General features: G+C 37.8%; 3 protein-coding genes. 1 reads left to right on the forward strand and 2 read right to left on the reverse strand.

Going from position 1 to position 3213, the window contains the following annotated elements; translation table 11 throughout:
• Positions 1-734, reverse strand: a 734-nt coding sequence (locus H5072_RS15355; RefSeq protein ID WP_182694015.1) for a DPP IV N-terminal domain-containing protein, incomplete at its 3' end; no start/stop codon positions are given.
• A 111-nt stretch (positions 735-845) separates the two neighbouring features.
• Between H5072_RS15355 and H5072_RS15360 the strand changes: the two genes are divergently transcribed.
• Positions 846-1250: an HIT domain-containing protein gene (locus H5072_RS15360; protein WP_182694016.1), complete on the forward strand. Its 405-nt coding sequence runs from the start codon at positions 846-848 to the stop codon at positions 1248-1250.
• A gap of 41 nt (positions 1251-1291) precedes the next feature.
• Here H5072_RS15360 and H5072_RS15365 read toward each other — a convergent pair whose 3' ends face one another.
• Positions 1292-2992, reverse strand: coding sequence for a dipeptidyl-peptidase 3 family protein (locus H5072_RS15365; RefSeq protein ID WP_039485046.1), 1701 nt, complete (start codon positions 2990-2992; stop codon positions 1292-1294).
• Positions 2993-3213 lie beyond the last annotated feature (221 nt).

Here is a 3213-nt window from a genome sequence, read left to right on the forward strand (position 1 = left end):
ACTTCATCAGCGTAAATTTCGTTACGGATAGCTTCTTTTACAGGGGTTTCGTCAACGCGGGTATAGGCAATTTTAGTTTCATCACCTGACCACCAGTAACCTGTCATACGGCTCATTTCTTCTTGAGCAACAAATTCGGCCATGCCGTTTTTAATTACGCCGCCGCCATCTTTACTAAGCTGAATCTCTTTACCAGACTCAAGCTCTAAAGCATAAAGGTTTTGCTCTCGAATAAACGATACGTAGTTACCTTTAGGTGAAAAGCGTGCATCGGTTTCAAATGCTTCAGTGTCGGTTAGTTTTTTACTTTTATCTGAGGCTAAATCGTAATAATAAAGGTCACCATTGAGTGGGAATAAAAGTGCTTTGCCATCTTTAGACCATTTGTATTCAAGTATGCCTTTACCAAAAATACGTTGGCGTTCGCGGCGTGCTTTTTCTTCATCTGATAGGTTTTCTGGGCCTGAAAATAACTTTGCCGAATCAACTAGCACACGGTTGGTGTTATCTTTTAGATTGTATTCCCATAAATCGTAGCGGTTGTAGTCATCGCTTTTGCCTTGTAGGTAAGTTACACGGCTGCCGTCAGGCGAAAATTTAAGTTGTACAGGTGATTTACCAGAAAGGCTCGGATCGTCAAAAATTCGCTCCAGCGATAAAGGTTTTGCTTGAACACTAATAGCGCCAACCATTAACGGTATAGCTAGTGAGAGGTGTTTTATTTTTTTTAGCACAAGGTTGCCTTAGCTTATTATAAATATTGCTTTGATGGTAAAGCCAAGCGTGTGCAACTGCAACTAAATGCTATAAAGTGGCGATTATCAAAGACAAAGTAGGACATAGCAATGACTCACCCTGAATTTAAACTAGCGCCAGAACTTAAACGCGACTGTATAGAACTTGCCGATTGGCCATTGTGTAAAGTACTTTTATTGAACGACAGCTTGTATCCGTGGTTTGTATTAGTGCCTAGGCGGGCTAACTTAAAAGAGATAATTGATTTATCTGAGGATGATCAAATTGTTTATTTAAAAGAGTCAGCCAAGCTAAGTAAATTATTAATGGATGTATTTAAACCTGATAAATTAAACATAGCGGCTTTAGGTAATATGGTGCCGCAGTTGCATATTCATCATATTGCGCGTTTTACGAGTGATGCTGCATGGCCTGCGCCAATATGGGGTAAACACCCAGCAGTGCCTTATACAGATCTACAAATCACAGAGCTAAAAAAAGCGCTGCAGTTTTAAGCTGCAACGCTTTTTTAGGGTTTAACTAAGTTTAACTAAACTTATTTAAGCCCTAGTACTTCCTTACCCTGCTTAAATGTTACATCTACAGGGATATTAGCTTTGCTTAGTTTTTCTAAGTCTTTAGCAAGTTCTTCTTTAATGTCGCCATGCGTTGCAATTAGTTGATCTACTTTTTCATAATCGCCATCACCTTGCAGAGTTAAAATTAAGCGAGAAAGCTTGGCCATTGCAATGCTCATTTTTTCCATATTAACGCGGTATAAGCCTTCTTCATTTTTAGAAAAAGCACCTTCTTGAGCAAAAAAGTTAAAGCGGATCATATTTGCTTTACCATGCGCGCTTGATGCTCCAAAACGAACTGAGCGGAATATACCTGCCATGAAGGTGGTGTAATAATCTTCAATAGTGCCTTCAGTAATTTCGCCTTTTTTAAGTAACTGTTCAATCATGTATAGACCTAAAATATCGGCTTTACCTTCTTCAAGGGCACTTGCGTGTTCTTGTAGTGATTGACGAACAGTACCTTTACCAGTAATTGTATTTTTAATACCTAAACCGTGAGCCACTTCATGGAACATCGTATTGGCAAAAAATGCGTCAAAAGTAATGTGTTTACGCTGCTCTGGTACAATTAACTGCTCTGAAATTGGCACTAAAATTTTATCAAATTTAGCACGCATTGCGTTTTTAAGTTGCAGACGACGAGTTCCTTTTTCTAGCTGTACTTGCTCATCGTTTGGTAAGTTAATTGCTATTGTTTTACTACCTGCGTTTGAATGCCCAGCGTAGTAAACAACATCATATGCATTTAGGTCGGCGTCAGAGCCTGGTACTTCTTGTTTGTACTTAGCATCTACAGGTAAGCCTTTTTGAAGCTCAGGTAAAAATGCTGCAAACTTAGCTAAGCGTTCGCTCCATTTTAAATCTTTAATAAGTACGTAAGATTCATAAGCTGCGCGGTAACCAAATAATTGATCTTCATAAGTTTCAATTGGACCAATAACCACATCTACTGGGTTATTTTTCATATCCATCCAAGCAAAGTCAGACACTTGAAAGTCATCTTTTTGTAGAGCATCGGCACGCAAGTTTAGATAGTTAGCAAATTCTTTATCGTCAGCAAGTTTGCTTGCTTCACGTAAAATATCAGCGGCTTTTGCAAGCTCATCAGCGTATTCTTTTGAATAAGGCACGCTGTAAAGCTTACCTTGCTCATCACGCTTAATTACAGAATAAAGCCCTGTTTTGTCTTCAACGTCTGCATTGTTTAACTCTTCTTTGGTTATATCAGCAGGGTAAAACTGTGCGCCAAGAGGTTTTTCTTTATAGCTGGATAAAAATGCTTCATCACCATTTAAACGATCCCATGGACCATAGTTAATATCAGCAAATTTACGTACTTTTTCATCGTTTAGTTTTGCTAAAAAAGCATCTTTATTTTCACCAAATGCTTGCTTCCAAAATAACTCATCCATTATTTTTGAAGCGTCAATAAGCTTTGCAACCATTGCTCGTTGATTATCGCTTAAGTGCGATAAATCACTTTGTAAGCTAAAGTCGGTGTAAATATCTAAACGTTGTTTATCTGCATTAATAAGCTTAGGGCCTGACTGTGCACTGCTTTTTTGAGCAAGCTCTACGGCTGTGTTGTCGGTAGAAGACGGCGCTTGTTCAGAACATGCGCTAAGAAAAACGACACCAGAGAGCATAATTGCTTGGCTAATTTTATTTAAGATCATTATATTGCCTGTTAAAAAGTAAGTTTAATAATTTGTACTGCTTTAGTTAAAATATTAAGTATGTACAAACGCTTCCTTATTGTGAGTGCATTAAAGCAAAACTAAATGGTAAATAGCAAGTATTTGGCGTTGTAAGGCAAGCATGAGCGGTAAAGCATTATAAATAAAAATAAACTTCTATAATTTTCTTAACTTTATCGGTAAGTTAGACAATACTAATT

Source organism: Pseudoalteromonas sp. SR45-5 (assembly GCF_014163565.1).
GTDB classification, from domain to species: Bacteria; Pseudomonadota; Gammaproteobacteria; order Enterobacterales; family Alteromonadaceae; genus Pseudoalteromonas; species Pseudoalteromonas distincta.